Origin of the sequence: Microcoleus sp. MON2_D5 (assembly GCF_036701905.1) — a bacterium.
Lineage (GTDB): Bacteria > Cyanobacteriota > Cyanobacteriia > Cyanobacteriales > Microcoleaceae > Microcoleus.
This window is the reverse complement of the sequence record NZ_JAUBRM010000068.1, coordinates 1-23,600: the sequence shown is the minus strand read 5'-3', so window position 1 is coordinate 23,600 and position 23,600 is coordinate 1. Positions and strand designations below refer to the sequence as shown.

At 46.4% G+C, this 23,600-nt stretch carries 19 protein-coding genes and 1 pseudogene; 6 read left to right on the top strand and 14 right to left on the bottom strand.

The window, feature by feature from the left end; translation table 11 throughout:
- Window positions 1-30: 30 nt before the first annotated feature.
- The 10 genes from QUA47_RS22460 to QUA47_RS22415 form a co-directional block, all read right to left on the bottom strand.
- A complete protein-coding gene (locus QUA47_RS22460) occupies window positions 31-1,221 on the bottom strand; it encodes a glycosyltransferase family 4 protein (RefSeq protein ID WP_333432376.1) in 1,191 nt (396 codons plus the stop codon).
- Window positions 1,222-1,657: 436 nt separating this feature from the next.
- Window positions 1,658-1,882 carry a hypothetical protein gene (locus QUA47_RS22455; protein WP_333402342.1) on the bottom strand — a complete coding sequence of 75 codons (225 nt, stop codon included), beginning with the start codon at window positions 1,880-1,882 and terminating at the stop codon, window positions 1,658-1,660.
- A gap of 241 nt (window positions 1,883-2,123) precedes the next feature.
- Window positions 2,124-2,837, bottom strand: coding sequence for a low-complexity tail membrane protein (locus QUA47_RS22450; RefSeq protein ID WP_333402341.1), 714 nt, complete (start codon window positions 2,835-2,837; stop codon window positions 2,124-2,126).
- Between the two features lie 432 nt (window positions 2,838-3,269).
- Window positions 3,270-6,461, bottom strand: a complete 3,192-nt coding sequence (gene infB / locus QUA47_RS22445) for a translation initiation factor IF-2 (protein WP_333281467.1) — start codon at window positions 6,459-6,461, stop codon at window positions 3,270-3,272.
- A 382-nt stretch (window positions 6,462-6,843) separates the two neighbouring features.
- Entirely contained in the window at window positions 6,844-7,158 is a 315-nt protein-coding gene (locus QUA47_RS22440) for a YlxR family protein (protein WP_006633023.1), read from the bottom strand.
- Window positions 7,159-7,252: 94 nt separating this feature from the next.
- The gene (nusA, locus tag QUA47_RS22435; protein ID WP_333432375.1) at window positions 7,253-8,542 is read right to left on the bottom strand and encodes a transcription termination factor NusA; all 1,290 of its coding nucleotides are present in this window, start codon (window positions 8,540-8,542) and stop codon (window positions 7,253-7,255) included.
- A gap of 284 nt (window positions 8,543-8,826) precedes the next feature.
- Entirely contained in the window at window positions 8,827-9,294 is a 468-nt protein-coding gene (gene rimP, locus QUA47_RS22430) for a ribosome maturation factor RimP (RefSeq protein ID WP_006633025.1), read from the bottom strand.
- Between the two features lie 491 nt (window positions 9,295-9,785).
- A complete protein-coding gene (locus tag QUA47_RS22425) occupies window positions 9,786-9,935 on the bottom strand; it encodes a thiamine S protein (protein WP_333432374.1) in 150 nt (49 codons plus the stop codon).
- A 71-nt stretch (window positions 9,936-10,006) separates the two neighbouring features.
- Window positions 10,007-11,398 (bottom strand): response regulator, encoded by a 1,392-nt coding sequence (locus tag QUA47_RS22420; protein ID WP_333432373.1) that lies wholly within the window; start codon window positions 11,396-11,398, stop codon window positions 10,007-10,009.
- A complete protein-coding gene (locus QUA47_RS22415) occupies window positions 11,395-14,220 on the bottom strand; it encodes an ATP-binding protein (protein WP_333432372.1) in 2,826 nt (941 codons plus the stop codon). Before QUA47_RS22415 ends, QUA47_RS22420 begins: the two co-directional genes overlap by 4 nt.
- A gap of 410 nt (window positions 14,221-14,630) precedes the next feature.
- Between QUA47_RS22415 and QUA47_RS22410 the strand changes: the two genes are divergently transcribed.
- Both QUA47_RS22410 and QUA47_RS22405 read left to right on the top strand, forming a co-directional pair.
- Window positions 14,631-14,798, top strand: coding sequence for a hypothetical protein (locus tag QUA47_RS22410; protein ID WP_333432371.1), 168 nt, complete (start codon window positions 14,631-14,633; stop codon window positions 14,796-14,798).
- A 294-nt stretch (window positions 14,799-15,092) separates the two neighbouring features.
- Window positions 15,093-15,234 (top strand): annotated as a pseudogene (locus QUA47_RS22405) (IS5/IS1182 family transposase); the annotation flags it as partial.
- 13 nt (window positions 15,235-15,247) lie between these two features.
- Here the strand turns inward: QUA47_RS22405 and QUA47_RS22400 are convergent.
- On the bottom strand, window positions 15,248-16,699 hold the full coding sequence (locus QUA47_RS22400) for a hypothetical protein (RefSeq protein WP_333432370.1): 1,452 nt from the start codon (window positions 16,697-16,699) through the stop codon (window positions 15,248-15,250).
- Window positions 16,700-17,308: 609 nt separating this feature from the next.
- Here QUA47_RS22400 and QUA47_RS22395 point away from each other — a divergent pair.
- Window positions 17,309-18,808: a GUN4 domain-containing protein gene (locus tag QUA47_RS22395; RefSeq protein ID WP_333432369.1), complete on the top strand. Its 1,500-nt coding sequence runs from the start codon at window positions 17,309-17,311 to the stop codon at window positions 18,806-18,808.
- 300 nt (window positions 18,809-19,108) lie between these two features.
- On the top strand, window positions 19,109-19,288 hold the full coding sequence (locus QUA47_RS22390) for a hypothetical protein (RefSeq protein ID WP_006633030.1): 180 nt from the start codon (window positions 19,109-19,111) through the stop codon (window positions 19,286-19,288).
- 112 nt (window positions 19,289-19,400) lie between these two features.
- Here the strand turns inward: QUA47_RS22390 and QUA47_RS22385 are convergent, their stop codons facing one another.
- Entirely contained in the window at window positions 19,401-19,928 is a 528-nt protein-coding gene (locus tag QUA47_RS22385; RefSeq protein WP_333402333.1) for a P-loop NTPase family protein, read from the bottom strand.
- A gap of 357 nt (window positions 19,929-20,285) precedes the next feature.
- On the opposite strand from QUA47_RS22385, the gene QUA47_RS22380 reads away from it, so the two are divergent.
- Window positions 20,286-20,852, top strand: coding sequence for a nucleoside monophosphate kinase (locus QUA47_RS22380; RefSeq protein WP_333432386.1), 567 nt, complete (start codon window positions 20,286-20,288; stop codon window positions 20,850-20,852).
- Window positions 20,853-20,975: 123 nt separating this feature from the next.
- Window positions 20,976-21,695: a ribonuclease PH gene (rph, locus tag QUA47_RS22375; RefSeq protein WP_333432368.1), complete on the top strand. Its 720-nt coding sequence runs from the start codon at window positions 20,976-20,978 to the stop codon at window positions 21,693-21,695.
- Window positions 21,696-21,759: 64 nt separating this feature from the next.
- Here the strand turns inward: rph and QUA47_RS22370 are convergent, their stop codons facing one another.
- Both QUA47_RS22370 and QUA47_RS22365 read right to left on the bottom strand, forming a co-directional pair.
- On the bottom strand, window positions 21,760-22,686 hold the full coding sequence (locus QUA47_RS22370) for a tetratricopeptide repeat protein (RefSeq protein ID WP_333432367.1): 927 nt from the start codon (window positions 22,684-22,686) through the stop codon (window positions 21,760-21,762).
- A gap of 22 nt (window positions 22,687-22,708) precedes the next feature.
- Window positions 22,709-23,395 (bottom strand): hypothetical protein, encoded by a 687-nt coding sequence (locus QUA47_RS22365; RefSeq protein ID WP_333432366.1) that lies wholly within the window; start codon window positions 23,393-23,395, stop codon window positions 22,709-22,711.
- Window positions 23,396-23,600 lie beyond the last annotated feature (205 nt).

Genomic DNA, 23,600 nt, shown 5'->3' with positions numbered 1-23,600 from the left:
AACTCAAGTTTAATTAGAGCGACCTAATTATTAACTTTGTCTTGAGTTGTAGGCTCCTGAAGCTAGTCGTTTTTCCAATAACCACTGCTTGCTTTCAGGAGAATCCTCCAGCCAGCGATCGATCAATTCCGCCCATTTGACCGGCAAACGCAACTCATCCCAGGTTGAGTGAGAAGCGACAGAAATATTGTGGTAAAGCGCTGAATCCGAAATAACTTTTTCGATACATTCTGCTAAAGCCAGAGAGTTCCCCGCCTCAAAAATCATCGAATTAATACCGTGCTTTAAGTGGGTTTTAAACATCGGGTGATCCGAAGCTACTATCGGTGTTCTAGTGCGTAAGGCGTGCTGAATTGTCAGGGGAAAACCTTCGGGATATTCGTGCCTGCTAGTAACTAACACGAGATCGGATTCTCTCATTAAAGGTTCTAAAGTCTGAGTTGGCACGAGTCCCATAAAATCTACACAATCTTTAATTTGCAACTCTTCGACTCGCTGGGCAAAAAACTCATCTTCACCTTTACCTGCCATTTTTAAGTGAACTGATATATTATTCCGTTCTCTTAACTTTGCTACGGCTCTCAATATATCGCCCACTCCCTTACTCTGTACTAACGAACCAGCGTAAAAAAGTTGGATTTTTTTGATTTCCGCAGGGAGTGTTTTCGGCGACAAAGAGCCGGGATTGGTCTCTAAGAGGAAGTCCCATGGAATTATTTTATCAGCTTTTACTCCTATTTGTTTGAACAATAAAGATGAAGTAATGCCGTAAGTTCCCACCCACTCTATTTGCTTGTTATTCAACAATTGGGATAGGAAATAGTTGCGGTATTTATCGCGCCAACTGTTTGTTGCAATAGATTCGGCAAATACAGCGATGGTTCTAATTGTGTTTTTAATTGCCCAATTAAAAACGGGGGGAATAGTCGTCCGCATGATTAAATGAGTGGGATTTTGCTGGGCAATTAACTCGATCAATTTTTGGGGATCAATTTTGTAATTAAATCCGCAACCGATCGCCCGCACGCCGTTCTCTAGAACTCGATCGTCAAATTTTGGTGTCATGCAGCAAATAACCGTTACTGACTCAGCTCGTTTTGCCATCTCGGTAACGGCATCAACACAATATTTTTGAGCGTAATATGTTTCGCTTCCTCCTGTGGCTAGGCGTTCAAAAGCTTCTGCGTAATCGCCGGCATACTGAACTATGACTAAGCGCATTTTCCTCAACTGTGGTTGTACAGTATTTAATAGGACTTACGGTGCAAAAGATGTGTAAGCAGGTTGATTGGGACGATTTGATGTACCGCCACGACCCCACTATTAATTTTACTTTGCTTTAGCCTTATTATAAAGAGTTTCGGCAACAGTCACGTCAATAGATAGCGGCGGCAGCCGCTTTGTATGGGGGGTTTCAGGCTAATTTTCTCTTGAATTGTCTGAGAGTGTGTGGCCAGTAGGCTGCCGAAATTAATCCACACTCCGTAAGCAGAAATACTGCCCCCTGCAATTTGATGCCCGAAGTTCCGATCGACACTCACTCTCGACACTCACTCTCGACACTCACTGTCGGCACTCACATAGCATATTGGAGGGGATGCCAGCAGAATTTGCCTGTAAAATTCACAAACCGTGACAATATTTGGTTTTAGGGTACTCAATAAGCCAAAGTTTCTAAAGTTTCCCGCAGATAGGAACGAACCTGCTGATCGATGGTGGCATTTTGCTGCTGACGCTCAAAATTGAGTTCTAGCTGCCAGCGTTGAAATCCTGAACTTGCGCCGATCGCGGATTTGAGACTGCCCCAGATTTCAGAATCTTCGCACAGCTCGATCGGCTCTGTGGCTTGAGGTTCTTCTGCGAGCGGTAGATAATTCGCCATATTGTTATACCTCTGTTTTAATCCCTTGTAAGGATTGAAAGCTGACTTTGACACTCTCTATTATAGATTCTTCTCTCCAGATAGCCAATATAAAATATCCACAATCTGGGATTAAAAATTAAATATTAAGACTATTAATAATCTCTATCCAAAGAGGGGCCTTACCTATTTTTTTCAAAGCATACCTCTGTACAAATTAAAGTAGCTTAAACTACAATTCTCCCCCTCTTAATTTTTTATTTCACTTTTTTTCGCTCGACTCTTCGGGTAGAGATAGAACGCCGTTGGTGTCAGCAGGTTTTGGGTTGACAAGACTGCCGACTGACGAATTCCCTATGCCGGATGCTGGCCCAATTGACTCTACGGGTGCAGCCACAGCGGCAGTTGTCTCGGCTGCAAAAGCCGGCAAAAGTCGATCGACTTGCCAAGGCGCGATCGTAAAATCCTGCCGAATTTTTTCTAAAACATGAGGCTTTGTCGCTGCAAATTCTGATTCCGGCGTGAGCAAAACCGCCATGACACTAGCAGACACCTGCAAAAACAAATTGCTAGCTAAAAAAGCAGAAGCTGCCAACAACAATCCAGCCCACCGCCAGGAAGGAGGAAAGGGAGCCACCGAAGCGGCTATAGGAGCCAATCGGTAGAGTTGCCACAAAATTACTGCCAGCAAAACAGCGACAAAAAGAGCGATTCCTTGATTTAACTTTGTTTTAAACCGAGTCAGAAGTCGGTGCTGCACAGAAGTTAAATTCTGCGGTTTTACCGCCACAACTAAAATACTAAAAATGTAAAAAGGGCGGAACCACTGCATCCACAGTACAGGAACAATACCTGCTACAGCTACTAAAAATATTTCTAACCAGACAGGGAGCTGGGGAGAACCCACTGCGAGTCCCAGCAAGCACAGCCCCAGGAATATCGGCAGTGTAGCCGCCCCAGAAAGGTGAATCCACAAAAAAGGATCTGACCAAAAAGAACGCACTTTAAATAATTATGAGTTATGAGTTATGAGTTTTGAATTTGGAGAGTCGGGGACGCACTTTTGACCCAGAAACCCGGTGCGAAGAGTACATTTCTAGCGGTCAAACCGAGCATTTTGGGAGGAAACTCTGTTGATTGGCGTAAGTCTTATTTTAGTTTTAAGTTTTGAATTTTCAGCAACAGCCAAGACGATTAGGACGTTGTTAATTGCTAACATCTTTGCTTTTATTGCTTCTTCCTTCTCTCCTAGATAACTAAAACCTTCTTCCTTCTGCTATAAGTTAAAAACCAAAGTTGCGAGTGATGAGTTTCGGAGTATTGAGTGAAGAGAAGAGTTGCGAGCGAGCGGCAATTTGGTTGCCTTCACTCAATACTTCTCTTCCAACTCAACACTCACAACTCAAAACTATTGAGAGAGAGTCCGGCGCTTAGTAACCATCCGGTAGGCTTCAATCATATCGCCATCCGCCCAGTCGCTAAAGCCGCTCAAGGAAATGCCGCATTCAAAGCCAGCATTGACTTCCTTGGCATCTTCCTTCATCCGTTTGAGGGAGTCGAGGACACCTTCGTAAACGACATTGTTGCCCCGGCGCACCCGCACCTTACAGTTACGGATGACTTTGCCAGAGAGTACCATACATCCAGCCACAGCCCCGCGACCGATCGCGAAGACAGCGCGCACTTCGACTTGACCCAAAGGTTCTTCCACCAGTTCGGGTTCCAGCAGGCCTTCCATCGCCCCTTGAATATCATCCAAGAGGTTGTAGATGATGCTGTATTCCCGCACGTCTACGCCTGCTTGGTCAGCGGCGAGGCGAGCGTCGGTGGCGAGAGTAGTATTGAACCCGATAATTACAGCATTACTTGCTGCAGCGAGGTCAATATCCGTTTCTGTAATTTCCCCAGGAGCAGATAGCAGCAGTCGGAGTTGAACTTCTTTTTGAGGAAGTTGAGTCAGAGCGCCGACAATTGCTTCGAGGGAGCCTTGGACATCTGCCTTCAAGATCAAGTTGAGTTCCTTGAGAACGCCTTCCTTAGCTTGTTGAGAGAAGCCGCTGAGGCTGATCCGGCCGCCTTGCAGCAGGCGGGAATCTCGTTGGGAGGTAGCTCTTCCAGTGGCGATCGCCGCAGCTTCTTTTTCGTTTGCGAAGACATCAAACTCGTCTCCGGCGCGAGGAACTTCCCGCAGCCCCAGGACTTCCACCGCGAAGGATGGAGTTGCTTGGTCTACGCGCTCGCCCCGGTCATCGATCATTGCGCGCACCTTGCCCAGAGCCGAGCCTGCGACCACAATATCGCCCACTCGCAGAGTGCCGTTCTGCACCAGCAGAGTTGCCACAGGCCCCCTTGCCTTGTCGAGGTGAGCTTCAATCACAGTACCCTTAGCCGGTCGGTGTGGGTTGGCGTTGAGGTCTTCCATTTCCGCCACTGTCAGAATCATTTCCAACAGCGTATCTAGGTTTTCGCCGCGGATCGCGCTGACTGGAACCATCGTGATATCGCCGCCCCAGTCATCTGCGACCAAGCCGTACTCAGTAAGCTCTTGCTTCACCCGTTCCGGCTGAGCACCCTCCTTGTCAACTTTATTGATAGCCACGACAATTGGCACTTTCGCCGCTTTCGCGTGGCTGATCGCTTCAATTGTCTGGGGTCGCACGCCGTCGTCCGCCGCCACCACCAAGATGGCGATGTCCGTAACCCGTGTTCCCCGAGCCCGCATCGCTGTAAAGGCTTCGTGACCGGGCGTATCCAAAAATACCACCTGCTGGCTCTTGCCTTCGTGTACCACATCCACGTGGTAAGCACCGATGTGCTGGGTAATGCCCCCAGCTTCTCCCTGAGCCACCTTGGTTTTGCGGATCGAGTCGAGCAAGGTAGTTTTGCCGTGATCCACGTGACCCATAATCGTTACTACTGGCGGACGGCGTTCGAGGTATTCCAAATCCGCTGCGTCCAGCATCTCGATCACTTTGATAGCTGGGGCTACTTTTTCTGGGGTTTCCACCTCTACGCCCATTTCTTCGGCTACCATCCTCACCGCTGGAATGTCCAAGGTTTCGGTAATATTGACCGCAATTCCTTTAGAGAACAGCCGCTTAATAATTTCGGTTTCGGGAACAGCCAGAGTAATTGCTAGTTCTTGAACGGTCATCGGCCTGCTCAGCAGGAGCTTTTCTGGACGTTCTACCTTAGCTTCGGCTGTTTTGCCCCGGTTGCCGCGTCCCCCGCTGGAACCTGAAGAAGAACTTTTATCGTGAGAAGGGCCTGGTCTCTTATTTTTTCCGCTGCTTCCAGGTGCGCCCGGAGTTGGTGTTGACTTGGGTGCTGCTTGTCCCTTCGCTTTAGCTGGGCGGGCTAGGGACAGGCTGACCGTGACTGGTGCTGGCAGATCCAAGCCGTTTTCTAAGTCCTCGTCATCCTCGTCTATGGGTTTGAGGCGAGAACGTTTTGCCTTAACTGCCTTGGCAGCTTTGGCAGCATCTGAGTTTTCGTCATCATCTTCTTCCCAAATGACCGATGTCTTTTTGGCAGGACGAGGGAGGGAGGGCCTTTCGAGGAGAGGAATCTCCAGCAACGGCGTATTATCTTCTTCATTGTCATCAGTGTCATCCCCTATGGCTCCGGTGTCACCGCCGCGGCTACGCAGCCCGGTAGCTGACGTTGCGGGGGCCAGGCTCCGGCGCGGGCCACCGGGCTGGGGTCGATCGGCAAGTGGAGTTTTGACTGGGCCACCAGCCCCTTCCCGGCGCGGTCTTTGCGCGTCGCGGGATTCGGTACCTCCCGGTGTAGGTCTGCTGGGGCGGCTCGGTTTAGCCGGCGCTTCCAGAGTTTCTGACTGTTCTGATTGCTCTTGCTCGGTTCTTGCAAGTTTGAGTACCGGCTTGTTCCCCAGATTTTGTGGGGTACGGCTAGCCGACTCTGATGCCCCTCTGACTGGCGGCGACGTGAGTTTGGCCGACGGCGCGGGAGGGGCGATCGGCGGTTGCTTGGTGCGTTCGGGAGCCTTTTCCGACGGCGGTTGAGGTGCTGTAGGTGCCTGAGCCTGGGCGGTTGTTTCCGGGGCGATCGCACCTACAGTTTCCGAAACTGTTTCTGACACTGTTTCTGACACTGTTTCTGACGGAGCCGCCGGGACAGCGACATTTGGCTTCGACAGTACAGGTCTATTGATATTCGGTTTAGCTGGAGGCTGGAGTTGTTGAGCTGCAGGCGACTTGGGAGGAGTTGCCACGGTTGCCGCGGGCTGGTCTTTGTTCTCCTCGTTGCCTGCAGGCTGGGAGTTTGCACCAGCCGGGCGTACTTTTGGACTGCGTATTTCTAAAATTTGCTGCTTTTTTTGTTGGTCGTTAGGGTGAGGGCCAGATTCTCTAGATGGCGCTGCTGCTCTTTCGGGTGGAGCTGGCTTGCCGGGGGAAGAGTGGCTACTGGCTACGTATTTTTCCGCCGTTTTGCGAATGCGCTCTGCTTCTGATTCTGTAATTGTGCTGCTGTGGCTCTTGACTGAAATATTGAGCCGCTCGCATACTGCCAAGATGTCTTTATTATCCAAATTTAGTTCCCGTGATAATTCGTAAATTCTTACTTTGCCGTTGTTCATCCACTCTGCCCTCTTTTGTGCCAACCAGTTTTTACATTGTGATTTTTTGTTCTAATGACGACATCATTCGCTGTGATTGATTCAGTGTCAGGAATCGGGGTTTTGGTACTCGCTCAGCAATTTTATCTAAAAGATGCAACTCGCTGAAGTCTGCGGTTGAAGAATTCTCAAGTCTGTTTGGGAACTTGGAACTCCGAAGTCTGAGTTTTGGCAAAACCCACTCTCTCAAGCTTCAAAGTTTGCCTTTCCACCTTGAGGATACCTCTGCTAGTACCCTACCCTTATCTAATCTGACACAAATCTTTCCAGACTGGTGGGCAGATCGGATTGGGGTTTTATAGCTGGCGCTACCGGTAATTACTGGTAGGGCTGCCAAGAGGGTTTATACAGTCGATACCGAACTATTGTCGGTTTTTCGTCCGGCCCGGCCAGAGTAAGATGTACAGTCAGATGTGGCTAAACGCTGCCAAAGTGTTTGGTACAGTTCGTCAGACACAGGCGCTTTGAGCGATCGCCCAAGTCGATTTTTTTTCTGAGCTGCTTTGAGGCATTCTGCTTCCCGACAAAGGTAAGCAGAACGGCCCATGCCACGATCTAATTGTACCTGATGAGAAGGATAGAGCCTGACTACTCGCCAAAAAGCTTCCTTAGGAGCTATTTTTCGACAACTTGCACAGCACCGGTAGTTCGGTTTCATTTCTTGTGAGAGGGGGAGTAGGGGGAGAGGGGGGAGTAGGGGACAAGTCCTCCTGGTCTCCCGAAGAGAGAAAATCTTGTAAATGTCACAGTTTTTAGACTGCGGCTTCGGTTTCCTCCGTGGCGGCTGCCTCCTCTTCCTCAAATTCTGCGGCTTCCTCGTCGCCGTCGTAGTCGCCCGCTTCGTCTGCATCGTAGTCGCCTTCTAGTTCTTCGAGCCTAGTTGCTTCTGCTGCCAATTTGCTGTCTTCGGCGGCGCGATCGTACTTAGCAATATCTTTGATATCGATTTTCCAACCGGTTAGGCGGGCTGCGAGGCGGACGTTCTGACCTTCTTTGCCAATGGCAAGACTGAGTTGGTCTTCAGCGACCAAAATGTGAGCTCTCCTGCCTTCTGGAGCAACTAAACGCACTTCATCTACTCTAGCGGGACTCAGAGCGTTGGCAATATAAGTTGCGGGGTCTGGAGACCAGCGGATCACGTCGATTTTTTCGCCGCGCAATTCGTTGACTACTACCTGAATCCGCGATCCCCGCGCTCCGATGCAGGCTCCTACGGGGTCTACGTCGCGATCGAGAGTATCAACTGCTATTTTAGTCCGGGGGCCGACGTGCCGGGATGGCGGATTTGCCTCCCTGGCTACGGCGACAATCCTCACCACCCCGTCTTCTATTTCTGGTACTTCGTTAGCAAACAGGTAAACCACCAAACCTGCGTCGGCTCTAGAAACAAGTAACTGCGGCCCTCTAGTAGAGCCTTCGCCTACCTTTTTGAGATAAACCTTGAATGTAGCGTTGGCCCGATAATTGTCGTTGGGCAACTGTTCGCGCTTAGGGAGTTCGGCATCTACTTCTGGCTGACCGAAGCTGCTGGTAACTGCTAAAATTACCGACTGCCTCTCAAACCTGAGCACTCTTGCTTGAAGAACAGTTTCTTCTAAATCTTTAAACTCTTCTTGAATCATTTTGCGCTGTTGGTCGCGCAGTTTTTGAGCGAGAACTTGTTTGGTCTGGATGGCGGCCATGCGACCAAATTCTTTTTGATTTGGTGTTACGTCTACGAGCACGATGCTCCCAGGCTGAGCTTCCGTGGCTACTTCTTGCACTTCAGAAAGTGAGATTTCGTGATCGGGATTGATGACTTCTTCGACAATAGTTTTGTTGGCTAAAACGCGGAAACCTTCTTGTTCTGCGTCGAGTTCTACATCAAAGTTGTCGAAGTATTCTTCGCTGAAGTGATCGAGTTTTTGGGTACGGCGGTAGCGTTCGTATCCTTTGAGCAGGGCTTCTCGCAAGGCTGCTTGGACGGCGTGTTTGGGTAAATTGCGTTCTTTGCTAATACCTTCGACCATTTCTTTTAGTCCGGGCAGGGGAACCATTGACATATAAAACACTCCTTTTTTGCTGTGGTAATAAGTAACTGGTAATCGGTAATTGGTAATGGGAAAATTTCAAGCAGAAGTGATGACAGAGGAGTGATGAGTTACTGGATAGGATTAGGGGAACTCGGTGCTCTAACAATTTATTTGTTATTCCTATTCAACCCGCTGCTACAGATATGATTGTTAAAAATTAACTCGCAGCCAAGCGTTTTCAGCTTGCTGCGAGGCAATCTCAAAACTCAAAACTCAAAACTCAAAACTCCAAACTCCAAACTCAAAATTTCCCTTTACATCTTTTTTCCTTCGTCTAGTTCAACTTTGACAATCTGAGGGCGGGGAATTTTAACCTGTCGCCCTTTTTGATTGAGATAAACCGCTGTTTCATCCCGGCCCAGGAGTAGTCCTTTCCACTCTTTGATTCGCGAGTCCGGTTCGGTGGTTGTGGCTGTCACGGGGAAACCTTTAAAGGTAATGAATTCTCGATCGCTGCTGAGCAATCGGGATATTCCGGGACTGGAAATCTCTAGCACGTAGGCATCGGGTATGATGTCGGCTGCCTCTAACTCAGCATCGAGGGCTGTGCTCATGCGCTCGCAGTCGGCTAAACCAGTGTCTTGTTGGAGGTTGCGGATGTCTACCCGCAAGACGGGAGGATTTTGGTTGGTGTGAAACACTGCTCCCACTACTTCCAATCCCAGTGTTTCCGCAACGGGGGTAGCTAAGTCTATGATTTGTGGGATTAGGGGATGAGTCATATCGAATACTTCAGTTAAAACTCCTAAACTCGGACACGGGCAAGGAAAAATTTGGTGTTGAGATTGCTTGGCTTTGAGGTGGTTTGATTAGGTGGCTGCGACTTTCGTCTTCAACTTTGGGACTTACCCAACATCCCAGCAGGGGATCTCAAGCGGGGGTGTACCCCTACTAAATCAGTCCTCAACTTGCAAGTCAGACGCCCTGAGCTCTTTTCCTGCGACTAATGCAACAAAAAAAGTGGGCTTGACCCACTCCTAGGTAAAACAATTTCTTCCAAGAAGTTTGAGGACTTCTTCTGATCGAAGGGAGGCCTCAGTTCTCAGTTTAGCTCGATCGCCCGCCCGGTGACAAACCGAACCGGCATCGGCGGACTGTCCGAGGGCAGAAGGGGAGAGCTGACAGGGGAAATAAGGACGACTCGATCACCGTTTTGCAGTGGGGTGGGGCGAGGGCAAATTCCTGGTTGATACCGAAGCCGGTGCGATCGATCCTAGAACAGGCGCGCAGTGGCACTCAGGCGTTCTAGGACTTGCGATACGGGAGTTTCTTTAGGAAATTCTAATTTCAGTTGGGACAAGCCCTCTGCTTCTTGATAGGGGGTGAAGAGCTTGACAGTGATGGTGATGGGTAGATTCGACATGGGCGATCGCCAAATTAACGGTATATTGACAAAACAGCCAAACTAAGATTCACCCTAAAAAATTCCCATTACTAATGCTGAATGGGAAGCTCAATTACAAACTCTACCCCCCATTCTGGCGAGGAAATGCAGGTCAGCTTACCACCATGTTTTCGTTCTACGATCTCACGGCTAATAGACAAACCTAAACCTGTCCCTTTACCTACTGATTTAGTAGTAAACATCGGCGTGAATAAATGCTGCATTACTTCCTGAGTTATGCCAACCCCATTATCAGCAATCCGAATCACCACTCTGTCATCCTGAAGCATTTCAGTGCAAATCCGAATCTGTGGAGTGTCATTGCCCTGTTTCTTTTCCCCGCACAGCGGACAACTGATCGTAGACTCTTCTAAAGCATCAATTCCATTCGCCAATATATTCATAAATACCTGATTAAGTTGCCCCGGATAACACTCTACTAGCGGCAATTCCCCATACTCTTTAATCACTGCAATTCCTGGAAAACTTCCTTTAGGTTTCAGTCGATGCCCTAAAATTAATAAGGTACTATCTAGCCCATCGTGAATATTCACTGGCGTTAGTGCCGATGTATCCAACCGAGAGAAATTACGCAGTGACATAGAAAGATTGTAAAGGCGCTCTGTTCCTACCGCCATTGAATCAATAATTTTGGGCAAATCTTCAACAATAAAGTCTAACTCCATCTCCTGGAACTTATCCTCAAATTCGGATGTCGCAGTAACGCTTTGCTGGCACAGCCGAGCCATCCCGATCAAATCGGCAATATATTCCTTGGCAATAGGGATATTATTGGAGATAAAACTAACTGGATTGTTAATTTCGTGAGCCACCCCAGCTACAAGTTGACCAAGGCAAGCCATCTTTTCACTTTGAACGATTTGCACTTGAGCTTTTTTAAGATTATCCAAAGCTTGAGAAAGTTCAGCAGTTCGTTCTTCCACCCGTTTTTCTAGCTCCTGTGCGAGCTGATGTAACGCTGCTTCTGCTGCGAGCCTGTCTTCAATTTCCCGTTTCAGCATTAGGTTTTGCTCTGCGAGAGTTTTAGTCAAAGAACGCAGTTTTAAATGGAGGTTGACGCGAGCTAACACCTCCTTTTGTTCAAAGGGCTTAGTAATGTAATCCACCGCCCCTAGATTAAAGCCTTTGACCTTATCTCCTATGTCAGAAAGAGCGGTCATAAAAATTACGGAAATTTCGTTCGTCAACGGACTTGCCTTCAACCGATGACAGGTTTCAAACCCGTCAATTCCTGGCATCATCACATCTAACAGAATCAAATCAGGCTGACTATATTCAGCCTGTTCTATGGCAGTTTCGCCATCAGTTGCTACCAATATCTCCCATCCTGAACCAGCTAAAGCTTCAGAAAGCACGTCAAGATTGCTAGGATTGTCATCGACGATTAAGATGCTACTTGTTTCCATATTTGCTGCCTTCATTCTTTTTCTACCCTGTGGGATGTAATAAACTCTTTGATTTTTTTGACCTGATAGCCTTGGGCTAACTGGCGCAGCTCAACAGCAAAGGGCACAAATTGCCGATCTAACTTCTCTAGGTGCTCACTGCGCTTCACAATTCCTTTCACGTTGCCTCTCATCGCCAGTTCAAATAAAAGTTCAATTTCTCCTGGCGGGGGAGCCACTACAGATTTCGATTCAGTAAGTGATTGAGCATCTGATGAAAAAGGAATAGTGCTGATTTTTTCATTCTTTTCTTCCTCATATATCCATTCAACTTTTAAATACTTTTGCAATATCTCAAATAGCTCTTCTGCCTGCACTGGCTTACCGACAAAATCGTTTGCTCCTCCCTCCAAACTTTTATGTTGGTCGGTAGCAAATACACTGGCAGAGGAAGCAATGATTGCCACGTCTTTATAGTGTGGCAAATTTCGGATACGGCGCATCATCTCAAAGCCATCTAACACTGGCATCACTAAGTCAGTGATAATCAAATCGAACTTAAACTCTTCTACTTTTTCTAAACCCTCTTGACCGTTTTTAGCTTCTGTTACTTCAAAGCCGAGGGGCTCTAGGAGATTGACAATGACCGAGAGGTTTTCCCATTTGTCATCCACAACCAAAACTTTTTGCTTTCTACCTTGGTAGCCAACCAACTTTCTTGGCTTGGCAACCGTGGCTGTATTTGCCCAGTCTGCCGCTTCGGGTAAATCCAAATCTAGCCAAAAAACACTGCCGACTCCTGACTGACTTTTTACTTGAATTGTACTACCCATCATTTCGACAATTTTCTGGCTAATTGTTAAACCGAGTCCGGTTCCTTCCGCCTGACGCTTGCTGTCTCCTACCTGTTCAAAAGGCAAAAATATTTTTTTTAATTGTTCGGGTGTCATACCCACGCCAGTATCTTCAATTTGAAACCTAATTTTGTGAATTGGTGAGGCTGGCTTTTGCTCATTGGTTTGTACCTTTTCACCTGTCCCCTTTTCCAGATTTTCTATCTTAAAAGTCACTCGTCCTGAGTCTGTAAACTTAATTGCATTGCTCAGTAAGTTAATTAGTACCTGTCGCAAGCGTTTCTCGTCAGTGTAGATGCCAGCAGGAATTTCTAAACTGGGTTGATAAACAAAAGCAATTCCTTTTTGTTCGGCTCGGATGCGGCAGATTTCCGCGACTCCCTGCAAAAAGGAAGGAAAATGGAAATCTTTCGCGTACAGTTCCAATTTCTGAGCTTCAATTTTAGCGAGGTCTAAGATGTCATTAATCAGGGTTAACAGGTGGGAACCACACTGGTGAATAATACTGATGCCTTGGATATCTTTCGGAGCCATCGTTTTTGAGCGTTCTAGGATTTGAGCGTATCCTAAAATTCCATTGAGTGGCGTTCTCAATTCGTGACTCATATTCGCTAAAAATTCACTTTTAGCTTGGTTGGCAGTATCAGCGATTTGTTTGGCTTCCGTGAGTTCAGCAGTGCGTTCTTCTACTCGGATTTCTAGCTCGGAATTGGTCTTGGCTAGCGCCTCAAAGGATTCGCGCAACTGTTGTGCCATAAGGTTGAAAGACTGACCCAAAACTTCTAGTTCCTCTATGCCTTTTACCTGCACCTTTTCCTTTAAGTCGCCACTGGCGATCGCCCTAGAAGCTGCGCTCAAACGGAGAATCGGGCTGGTAATCCAGCGTGCGGTTAAGATTCCCAAAACGGTAGCCACCGCCAAGGCTCCCAAACACAACAAAATGGTAGTGTGGGTATTGGCGTTAATTTGATCCATGAAATCGCTTTCAGGAACTACGACGACAATCAGCCAGTCCAATCCTCGGCTATCCTGAAAGGGCATAACTTGGAGGAATTGTCGCTGGCCGGCGATCGTAAAATCTATTTGCTGAGATTTGCTAATTTTAGTGAGGTTGCCAAAGCGTTCTTTTAAATGTGCTGTAGTCAGCCGAATTAAATCATCTGTGCTATCTAAAGCATTCAGGCGATCGAGTTTGCCATTGTTGGTGATAAATGCTTCTTTGAGAGTTGAACTGGCTACTAGGAGTCCAGAACGTTCCATAATGAATGTCTGTCCCGATCGACCGATGTTTAAGCTGTGCAGGAAGTCACTGAGGAAAGAGATCAGAAAATTAGCAACGAATACCCCGCGCAGTTCGCCACTGTCGTCATAAACTGGATGTCCGGCAGGAAGCGAGAGCGTTTTCTGACCTGTAAGTGAAAAAATTTCGCTCCATGTCGGCTTGCCTAAGCGTACACTGTCTTTATACCATGAACGGCTGAGTATATTGTAGTTGCGGGAGACTGTTAAGAGCTTCGTTTGATTGCCTTTGCTATCAGATTCATAAATATGAAGTTCATTCCGATGCTCTTTGTCTGCTATTTTAAAAACTACTTTGCCATTCTCTTGGCGTTCAATGGCAATGAATTCTCCAGTTTTAGTAGCAAAACCCATATTGGGTAGAGAAGGAAATGCTTGAATTTGCTCCCACAAATAGCGTTCCGTACTCTCCAATTCGTCGGGATTTAAGTATCCTAGTCGAAGGGCATTGGCATTCAGTTGATTGACGCGAGGGGCTGTATCTACGTATGTGTTGAGCTGCTGCTGGATGCGGGCCGTAATTTCACTCCGCAACTGGCTGGCCACTTCGTTGACTGCTTTTTGCCCGTTGCGTAAGGATAGCCAGCCTGTCAGCCCGACGGCAGCAAAGATTTGCACGACGAATGGCAATACTAAAATCAGGCGAAGTGACAGCTTCTTGTGAGAACGGTTTGACAAGAAAGTGGTTGGAGAGGTCTGTGACATTGATTGGTGTTACTCCTGGGGTAACCAGTTGGCGGAAAAATATCAGTAGATTTAGTGAAATGAGGCTGAGGAAATATATATTGAAAAGCAATCTATAATAGTTACTGAAAAGTTTGAGGCAGTAACTTGCTTAAACAAGCATCGCTACTTACGTGTTTTCTCTGAGATCGTTATAATAATAGCTGACTAAAGATACGGAGGGACCTTATTTTTTTATAGCATTTGTAAATATTTTTGGTCTTGAGGAAACCAGTTAGCAATCATATCTAATAGATTACCTGGTTTACAGCTATTTGTAGTAGTTTTTAACTTTACTTTACAGATTGACTCTAAAAAGTAGGGTTTCATCTGAGTTACATATATATTGATATAATATACGTCTCAAAAAATTGACCTTTCTCGCTAAAAACATGAAACGCCAGGCCGCTGAGAACCGTAACGGCGGTCTAACTCACTACCGCGCTGAAGATTTGATGCACAACTGTGCAGATGACTCTCGTAGAGAATGCCGATCGCACAGGAAACTTTACAATTCCAGCAAGTTTCATTTGCAGGAGTTACAGCAGGGTAATTGCTAATTGCTAACTGGGGAAGAAAAAAATAAGTAGAGCGGTGGGGCAGAGGGGATTATGACACAAAAGAGGGTTAGGGCTATTCTTTTAATTCTGGGAAACTATCTCAGCTTAATAGTGAATTTGGTACTAGAGGTGAACAGAGGGCTGCCAAGGATTTTAAGGTTCTTCAAATCCGAGAGGCTAGGGTTTGTCATCAGTTGATGTAAAGGAAGGTAAAGGAGAGATACAGCCGACTAGAAGGATTCGATCAGCATGACAAGCCGCCGTTATGCCCTACGGGATTAACAGTGGGAAAGGATCAAAAATTTGTTGCGCCGACGTGAAGGTTATGTGGGTGGGACAGTCGGCCTACAATCGGTTGTTCGTGGAAGCGGTGTTGTACCGCTACCCAGCGGGCATCGCCTGGGGAGACTTGCCCGAACGGTTTGGGGACTTCCGAGTGATGACACGCCCTAACGCGGGGCTATCCGTTGCAGTTCTTTGGCTTGTTCTAAAATTTTCTCGAAGTCTTCTTCGCTCAACCGCTGAATGTAATTGATTTTGAACTCTTCTAGGAAGTCGCACAACAGCAGTTGTATTTCTTGCCAGGTTTGCTGCTGTTGCAGTTCGGTTCCTAAAGCTTGCCCGAAATGTTGGACTAGCTGGCTTGAGAGTTTGATGCTTATGGGGTCTTCGCTGGCGATTTTGAAGGCTTCGTAGGCATCTTGGGGGCCGAGGGTGACTAATTTGGAGAGTTCTGCAACTAATTGCTGTGCTAGCTGTCCGGGCAGGTTTCCCAGGCCGGGTACTTGCTTCCATCCTTCATACAGGGGGGATTGTTTGAGGAAGGTTTCAATATTGTACCGGAGGAGGGCTTCTAGGTCTGGCTGGAGTTGGGGGAGGACTTTGTAGACGGTTATTTGCACGAGATGGGTGGCGATCGCTTCTATTTCATTGATATTGTTGATGTCTACATAGCGCTGTTTTTGGGATTGAAAGAGTTGACGAGTTAGTTCGCCGGTGGTAATTGATTGTTGCATCTGGTTGATGAGTTGAATTACTACAACTTCGGTCAATTCTTGGGCGAAGTTGGCGACGAAACCTCGGCTGATTTGGGTGCGTATGGGTTGGAGATCTGGCATTTTGGCTTGGTGGATGCGAATTGTGACGGGTAATACTCGCAACAGGCGCCAGAATGGGAGCAGCAGGAAGATGTCGTACCATCGCCAGAGCATGGCGGCTCGCCAAGTGACGCTGCGGTGGCGGCGGGTGATCAAGTAGGTACGGGCTAGAAATTCGATCGCGAATATGGCAATAAATGGCAGGTCGATTTGCCAAAAGTTATCGATGAATTCGCCGTTTTCTCCAATCTCGCGGTAATAGTTGGTGGCGATTAATGGCTTGATTTTGGCGTCAAACCACTTGATTTCTTTTTGCCAGCCTTGTTTGTTTAAATAGTCTTGGCTCCAGAATCTTTGGAATGATTGTTTAGCGGAGTCTTGCGGATTCGGGACGCGATCGCGCATCCGGTCTTTTATTTTTTCTAGGGTGCCACTTTTTGATGCTACTCGAAAGGGATCTTCGTCGATCATTTTCGCGCTCAGATTGTTTATTTCCTGCAATTTGGCTGCTACTTGGGGAGAGGGCAACCCTGTTTGCACTACTTGAATTTTTAATTCTTCTAAGGTTTCCAGATATTGCTGCGTGTCTCGGTGGGGTTTAATTCCTTTAAATGGGTCGTATACTTGAGTTAGAACTGGCACTTGCCGGAAGTAGAAATCTCGACCGGGGACGTAAGTTAGGTCAAATAATACTAGGCTTAAATTTCCTAGGGCGACCAGTGCCATGAACCGCTCAAACCAGGGTACTTTTGGTGATTTTTTGCGGGATTTTGGAGTGGGAGAGGGCTGTAGTTTTGGTGTCACTGGCGATTCCTAATTAAGTAGACCGATCGAATTAGATGTAACTGGTAATAGCTGAAAAAAGGAAACAGGGAAAACTGGCTAAGTGTCTGGTCTGGCTCGGATTGCGATCGAGGAAGCTAGTATTGATTTTAACGTGCATTTGTTGGGGATTTTTGGATTGTTAATTATGCCTGGTTAAGTTAAAAATTATACTGGTAAAATATTAAAGTATATCGAACTTGACGGAACCTGTGGCTCCCGTTAGTGTGCTTCTCTCTGACAATAAAATTATATCTCAGGCGGAATCCTCAGTTTTTTTGGCGTTGCAGAGGCCACGGGGCTGGTAATAAATTACTATTTCTGTTTGATCTAGGGGCTATTTGACCGCTAAATCAAATGTATTGCACGGCTCGGAGTCTAAGGTTAGATGTGGACTTCGAGTTTGAGGTCAAACCCTTAAGAGAGTTATACTTGCTCAGGGGCAGTCTGGCGAGAGCGCCCCCTCCGATCGCGAGGGTGGCGGCCGCCTCCGTAAGGTTCGAGGTTTCGCCTCTACAAAAACCAGCTCGCGATCGGACTCTTGAATAATATAAAACCCTGAGTATAATTTTGTTCGCATTTTTTTAATATATGACATACTGCCTTAATCTCGATTGCCCAAGAGACAAGCGTCAGAACCCACCAGGCACAAAGTATTGTCTTCATTGTGGTTCAAAGCTGCTGCTAAAAGACCTTTATGCAGCAACTGAACCGCTGCGCGATGGGGGATTTGGCAGGACTTTCCGAGCTGTTAATCATGGAAAATTTGAGGAATTGTGCGTGATTAAACAGTTGTCTCCCCCTCAAGAGTTTCAGCGGAAGCCCGGTCATTTTAAAAAATATGTTCGGCTGTTTGAACAAGAGGCAAGGCGGTTATACGAACTGAAGCACCCGCAAATTCCTCAGTTAATTTCTTATTTTGAGGAAGATGGGCGCTTGTATTTAGTGCAAGAGTTTATTGATGGCTATAATTTAAAGGATGAGTTAGAAAAGTACGGTGCTTATAGCGAAATAAAAACTTGCGAACTGCTGTTAGATTTGTTGCCTTTATTGAAGTTTGTTCACGACAGAAATGTAATTCACCGCGATATTAAACCTGAGAATGTGATCCGCCGATCTCGCGATCGTAAGTTAGTGCTGATAGATTTTGGGGTTTCTAAACAGGTAGTAGCTGCTGCTCCTACCAAAACGGGAACTAAGTTGGGAACTCCCGGCTACGCGGCTCTAGAACAGCGTCACGGTAGGGCTGTTCCTGCTAGCGACCTTTATAGTTTGGGGGTGACTTGCATTCGCTTGCTGACTTCTGTTATGCCTTACCTGGATATCTATGGGGACATTCACGATGACCTTTACGATCCGCTTGAAGGCCGGTGGCTTTGGAGGGAGGCTTTGCCGAAAGGAACACAAATTAGCCAGGATTTAGGTCAGGTTTTGGATAAGTTGATTCAGGAATATGTTAAAGATCGCTACAAATCGGCTGTCGAAGTTTTGGATGCTTTAAAACCTCCTGTTGTTATTGTCCCTGTGCTCGAAAAGTCGCAGCAAACAACTGTCATTAGTCCTTCGGTGCCGACTCAACCGGTGACTGATCCTCCGCTAGTTTCTGTGAATTTAGAGTCCGAAAAAGGTATTGATTATTCTCACTTGGCAAGGCTGCTGGCGGCTAAAAATTGGCGGGGTGCTGATGAGGAAACTTCTGTGAAAATGCTGGAGGTGATGCAGCAAGTTTCACGGGGTTATTTGAGCGAGGAAGATATTAGGAAGTTTCCAGCTAAGGATTTGCAGACTATCGATCAACTTTGGGTGCGGCACAGTCACCGCAGATTTGGTTTTTCTGTGCAAAAGGGTTTGTGGGTAAAGTCGGGAGGAAAGGCTGGTGTTTATGATGCTACAGTTTGGGAGAAGTTTGGCGATCGAGTGGGCTGGCGGGTTAACAGCCAGTGGGTATACTATTCGGAGCTGAATTTTACTTCTAAGGCAAAGCCTGGACATTTGCCGGGGGGGACTGTTTTTGGATGGGAAGGCGGGGTTTTGTGCGGTGTTTTGGGTTTGGGTGGGATCTGGTTTCTGCTGTCGCGGCGGGATTTGTAAAGGGAAGGTAGAAGGTAGAAGGCAGAATTTATTAGTCACGCTGCACCCCAAGTGTAGTCCAAGTGTTAGTCATGAAATAGTTTTGAGTTGCGAATTAAAGAATTAACAAGTTTTTAGTTTAATCATTTGTCATGTAGGAATTAGGTATAAAGAAAGTGGAAAATAAGATATAATCACAAACTATTTTTTTTGTGCTATGTTCTTAGAGAAGGGCAAGTTTACAAAGTCAAAAGCCAGTCCTCGGCCCTGCCAAAGCATGGGGACTGGCTTTGGCTCCAATTTACCAAGGAGATATATATTATGTTGCAAGAAAAACGTCTCAAGCCGTGGACTATAGTTCGCTCGCTTCCAAATGTGGAAAAGGTTGTTGTGGGTGAGTTTCGCAGTTGGTCTGATGCAGACGGTCACTTGAAAATTCTCAAGCGGATGGTGCCGGCCGATCGATTGACTGTTGTGTTCGATCCGGTAGTTCAATCGTAACGTCGCTGCTAAATTGATAGCGTGCGATCGCTCTTTGAGCTAAGCGATCGCCTATTTTTTTACATAAAAAATGCGACCGCTAAAAAGGAGATCGCAACTTGAATCATTGTCCTTAACTGCGGCGAATTTCAGTAATTTGGTCGGCTACATCCAAAATTCTTTGCGGCATGGATGGCCCGGTAAAAATCATATCCAAATGATGCGGCTTGTTGTCAATCAATGCCACCACTTCGGCTTCGGGAATCAAGCCCAAATTAACCGCTAAACTCAATTCATCGAGAATAACTAAGGAATAACGACCTTCGCGCACTGCATTTTGAACATACTGCCACAATTGTTCGATCGCTCGCGTCTCCAGCTCATCTAAATCGGCCTTCTCAATGCAGCGTGACAAATCGCAGCGCACCCAATCTAAATTTTGCCCCAGCCGCACCGGATGCTGATGCCCTTGATTAATTCCCCCTTTGAGGAACTGCACCGCTAGCACGGGAGCTCCCTGTCCTGCAATTCGGAGGGCCTGAGCCATGACACTGGTAAAAAAGCAGCGGTGCGGGCCTGTAAAGACTTGCACCAGCCCTTGAACTGTGTAGGGCAAGCTGTGGTTTAAATTTAGTTTAGGGGTTTGTAACTGAGCAACCATAGGGCAATATTTAATCAGCAACTAAGTCTTGAGTGCAGCTCCGACCTTGGCGTGGCTGAAGCCTGCTTGACAATATATAGTGTACGGGGCCGAGTGCACATCGGATCGAACACTAGATATACAAGTTGTCAAAAGCTAGCTGCAGTGGCATTCGCAGTCGTTTGTGCGATTTTTTAACTCAATTAGCACTTACACAGAAACGGGGTTTTTTACCAAAATACGGCGCGAAGCTTGACATTTATACAGTTATAGGGTGAAAAACCTAGGTGATGAGAGTCTTGCTGCGTCCAGGGCTTTCAAGAAAAGGTACACACATCGCGTAAAATTTTGAATGTCGCGGCACTAGGAGCAGGGACTGTGAGAGTGGTGATTCTGGGAGGGCCAGGAGCGGGAAAGGGAACTCAGGCTGAACTACTGTGCAGCAATTTGAGCCTTCCTTTGCTGGCTGTGGGGGACATTCTACGGGAGGCGATCGCAGAAGACACAGATTTAGGCAAGCGGGCGGTGTCTTATGTCGAAAGAGGGGAATTAGTTCCCGACGCCACTATGATTGAATTCTTTCGCCGCCGGCTGCTGCTGTGGGATGTCTTTAATGGCTGGGTGTTGGAGGGCTATCCGCGAACTGCTTTTCAAGCTGAGGAGTTGGATTTTTTATTAGAGGAGTTGGCGCAGGAGCTAGATTGGGCAGTTTGGCTGAAAGTGCCGATCGAGGTTTTGCTGAGCAGGTCGATCGAGCGCGATCGATCGGATGACCACCCTGAAATTTTACAGCGTCGCCTCGATTTGTTCCACGAACGCACTATTCCTCTTTTAGAGTATTATGAATACCGCAACAAACTGTTAACTGTGGATGGCGATCGATCGCCTGAACAAGTCCAGCAGGATATTCTCCAATTGATCGAGGCTAAAGGTCAATACTCATAGCATTTTAGATTTTACATTTTAGATTGAATGACTGCATATTTAACGAATCCAAAAAGACCGGAAGATTAATACCAAATTTTCAATTTTTAATTCCAATTACCCAGTACCCATCACCTAAATATTATGTCTTTCCAGCGTCCAGATGGCAGACGACCAAATCAACTTCGTCCGATTAGTTTCGATCGACAGTTTACCAAATTTGCTAGCGGCTCGGTGCTAGCAAAAAGTGGGGATACTCAGGTACTTTGCAGCGTTACAATCAAGCCGGGAGTGCCGAGATTTCTGGAGAATACCGGACAAGGTTGGCTGACAGCGGAATACCGAATGTTGCCTGGTTCTACGCCGCAGCGACAAGAGCGGGAATTTATGAAATTATCGGGACGCACTCAAGAGATTCAGCGGTTGATTGGGCGCAGTTTGCGATCGTGCTTGGATATGCAACTATTGGGGGAACGCACCATACTTGTGGATGCGGATGTTTTGCAAGCGGACGCTGGGACTCGCACGACTTCAATTACTGGCGGGTTTGTGGCTGTGGCTGATGCTTTGAACAAGTTGGTGCAAAAAGGTGAGTTAGAGCGATCGCCCATTATTCGTCAAGTGGCGGCCGTGTCTGTGGGACTTTTGGAAGGCGAGCCGTTTTTAGATTTGAATTATGTTGAAGATGTGGCGGCTGAAATTGATTGTAATGTGGTAATGAATGGAGATTTGAATATCATCGAAATTCAGGGTACTGCGGAAGCAGGAAGTTTCAGCCGGAGTCAGTTAAATCAAATTTTGGATGTGGCAGAAATCGGGATTCAGGAATTGTTGGAGGCTCAGCGGCAGGCTTTGGGTGAGTAGGTAAATCTTATTCCTGATATATATAGAAATAGAGTCAATCCGGTATAGTCTCACTATTCCAGGGTCAAAAGATTGTCTTTGACAGCAATTTTTCCTTGAAAATAGCAGCTTGCTCCCGTACAGAGGTAATTTCAGTACCAGCAATATGCTCGGCTTCACCTGCAAGTTTTATAGCCTCTTCCTTGTTGCCCTCTACCTCTTCTAACTTAGCCATCTCTAGAAAAACACTCGCTACCATGTCAGGACGATTAACATCTTTGCTGAATTGATAACATTCCTGGTAATATTGTCTAGCTTTTTCATAATCTCCTTGTTTAAAATGCCATCTTCCTAAGTTTAGTAATGGTACAGCTTGGTAATAACGAGACATTTCGCCAAGGTTGCCAAATTTTTTTATAGATTCATTAAATTGATGATAACTTTCAAAAATTAAACCGACTTTGAGATAATAACACCCCAGGAGATTATGCAGAGATGCTTCGTGTATAGCCCACTCATACTGTAAACTTTCGGGAGCTTTATAGCGCTCATCACCAACAATTTTTAAAGCTTTATAATAGAATTTTATGGCAGAATCTAAATTCTTTTGACGATATGACAGGACTCCCAAATAGCGCAGGGAGCTGCACTGCCCTAAATCATTCCCTATAGCTTGAAAGTTTTGCAGCGCTAAGTCAAAGTATTTTTGGGCAGTTACATAGTCTTTCCACTCCATGCAAACCCATCCTAGCTCACAAAATACTTGACCTTGAGCCGCCAGATCGTTTAAAGTTTTAGCAGCTATCAGGGCGATATTTCCACAACGGTAAAAGTCATTCCAGTATCCCAAATACCAGAATTGATCGCTTGCTTCTTTCCATACCTTCATCAAGAGTTTAAATGCTCCAATGCTTTCGGGACTCTGTGATAAGCATTTTTCTTGACATAATTGCAAAAAACTAAAAAGATTTTTTCTTTCTTCAATTATACTAAGGTCAGATGCTGCAGTCATAATTACTATTTAACTAGTCTATCTATATATCAATACCAAATTTCCATTTTGCGATCTGTTCCAATTCCTGAAGTGACAGTTGCCACTTATCCACCAATCCTCCTCGCAGGCTGCGTCTTACCCAAGGATGCAAGTTATATCGCAGTTTACCTTTGGCATCTGTTTCCTTTTCAATCAAATACCACCGCCCCAGTTCGCTCCGCGTTACGATCCAGTCTGATTCCTGTACCTGTCTAGCACCAGACAATTCTTCCCAAGTCACACCTGCATCAGAGTCCCCCATGTAACGGAGTACGTTCTTAGTTACATCACTAATTCGCTGCCAAGCTGTTTTTAGGGAAAACTCGTAAATTTTTTCAACATCTCCGCTAGCTTGTTCTAGTGCCGACAACACTGGCTCCAATATCCCATCGTCCAAGACACGCCCAACGATAAAATGTAATGCAAGCGGAGCACCGCAAGATAAATGATAGACTTGTTGAAGTCTATCTGTGTTTGCTTGCAGTAGTGCAGGTACATTTTTGTATTTAGCTTCATCTTGCAACAACTGGTAAGAGCAGTTCTCTTGCAAGGGCGGAATATTAATCAGTCCAACATAAGAAGCATTGGTTTGGAAGCGACTGGTTAGTAATACCCGACTAGGGTTAAGCATTTCATTAAGTTTGGGTAAAATCTCCTCAAGTTGTGCGGTTTCAGCATTGTCTAGCACAATCAGCCTCTTTTCTTCTTTAATGCGCTGGTGAACTCGCTTTACCGAACAGCCATCTAGTTGATGGGCAATCTCTTGAAGTAACTGATTCCAACTAAGCGCCTCATCTCGTGCTGACTGGCTGATTTGGCGTTGCTGATTTAGGGTATGAAGGGCTAAATCAGCAAGTTAGAGAAACCAGTATCCACAAAACTTCGGGATTTTT

Bases quoted from the DNA above. Each gene is read 5' to 3' on its own strand.
- QUA47_RS22460 (WP_333432376.1), bottom strand. From the start codon at position 1,221: ATGCGCTTAGTCATAGTTCAGTATGCCGGCGATTACGCAGAAGCTTTT.
- QUA47_RS22455 (WP_333402342.1), bottom strand. From the start codon at position 1,882: ATGGCGAATTATCTACCGCTCGCAGAAGAACCTCAAGCCACAGAGCCG.
- infB (WP_333281467.1), bottom strand. From the start codon at position 6,461: ATGAACAACGGCAAAGTAAGAATTTACGAATTATCACGGGAACTAAAT.
- QUA47_RS22440 (WP_006633023.1), bottom strand. From the start codon at position 7,158: ATGAAACCGAACTACCGGTGCTGTGCAAGTTGTCGAAAAATAGCTCCT.
- nusA (WP_333432375.1), bottom strand. From the start codon at position 8,542: ATGTCAATGGTTCCCCTGCCCGGACTAAAAGAAATGGTCGAAGGTATT.
- rimP (WP_006633025.1), bottom strand. From the start codon at position 9,294: ATGACTCATCCCCTAATCCCACAAATCATAGACTTAGCTACCCCCGTT.
- QUA47_RS22425 (WP_333432374.1), bottom strand. From the start codon at position 9,935: ATGTCGAATCTACCCATCACCATCACTGTCAAGCTCTTCACCCCCTAT.
- QUA47_RS22420 (WP_333432373.1), bottom strand. From the start codon at position 11,398: ATGAAGGCAGCAAATATGGAAACAAGTAGCATCTTAATCGTCGATGAC.
- QUA47_RS22415 (WP_333432372.1), bottom strand. From the start codon at position 14,220: ATGTCACAGACCTCTCCAACCACTTTCTTGTCAAACCGTTCTCACAAG.
- QUA47_RS22410 (WP_333432371.1), top strand. From the start codon at position 14,631: ATGAAACGCCAGGCCGCTGAGAACCGTAACGGCGGTCTAACTCACTAC.
- QUA47_RS22395 (WP_333432369.1), top strand. From the start codon at position 17,309: ATGACATACTGCCTTAATCTCGATTGCCCAAGAGACAAGCGTCAGAAC.
- QUA47_RS22390 (WP_006633030.1), top strand. From the start codon at position 19,109: ATGTTGCAAGAAAAACGTCTCAAGCCGTGGACTATAGTTCGCTCGCTT.
- QUA47_RS22385 (WP_333402333.1), bottom strand. From the start codon at position 19,928: ATGGTTGCTCAGTTACAAACCCCTAAACTAAATTTAAACCACAGCTTG.
- rph (WP_333432368.1), top strand. From the start codon at position 20,976: ATGTCTTTCCAGCGTCCAGATGGCAGACGACCAAATCAACTTCGTCCG.
- QUA47_RS22370 (WP_333432367.1), bottom strand. From the start codon at position 22,686: ATGACTGCAGCATCTGACCTTAGTATAATTGAAGAAAGAAAAAATCTT.